This window comes from Novosphingobium sp. ZW T3_23, from assembly GCF_044987305.1.
Lineage (GTDB): Bacteria > Pseudomonadota > Alphaproteobacteria > Sphingomonadales > Sphingomonadaceae > Novosphingobium.
This window is the reverse complement of sequence record NZ_JBJDRF010000142.1, coordinates 1-738: the sequence shown is the minus strand read 5'-3', so window position 1 is coordinate 738 and position 738 is coordinate 1. Positions and strand designations below refer to the sequence as shown.

Annotated in this window: 1 protein-coding gene; it reads left to right on the top strand. The window is 65.4% G+C overall.

Annotation, left to right across the window (positions count from 1 at the left end; genetic code table 11):
• On the top strand, positions 1–738 hold a 738-nt coding region (locus ACI3K3_RS25715; protein ID WP_404918953.1), incomplete at both ends, for an MFS transporter.

Sequence of the window (738 nt, the reverse complement as noted above, 5' to 3'; positions counted from 1 at the left end):
CGGCTCGCGTCTTGCGACGCGCGCTGCCTTTTTGGTGGCTGGTTTTGGCTTGGCCTGCTGGGCGCCACTCGTCCCGCTCGCGAAGGCACGTCTCGGCGTGGATGATGGCGCATTGGGCCTCTTGCTGTTGTGCCTGGGGCTGGGATCGGTTGTCGCAATGCAACTCGCCGGGCCGCTGACCTCCCGCATCGGCGCACGGCCGGCCGTCATCGTCGGCGGCATCGGGCAGGCTTTGCTGCTGCCCTTTCTGGCCTTCTCGCCCACGATCTGGATGATGGCGGCATCTCTGCTGCTGTTTGGCGGGTTTCTGGGCGTGATCGAAGTCGGCATGAACGTTCATGCCGTGGAAGTCGAGAAGCGCGCCGGTCGCCCGCTCATGTCGGGTTTCCATGGATTGTTCAGCGTCGGCGGCTTCATCGGCGCGTCGATGATGACCGTGGCACTTTCGATCGGCATGGGCGCGGTCACGGGATCGGTCATCGCAGCCATCCTCATGGTCGCCACACTGATCCTCGTCGCATCCCGGTTCATCGCGACGCCCAAGGCCGCCGAGGTTCCCTTGTTCGTCGTTCCGCGCGGGATCGTCATTCTGCTCGCGCTGCTCGCCGCGCTCACCTTCCTGACCGAAGGCGCGATCCTCGATTGGGGCGCGTTGCTGCTGAGCGGCAAGGGACTGATGCCGACCGCGCAGGCTGGCCTCGGCTATAGCGTATTTGCCGTCGCCATGACGTTGGGCCG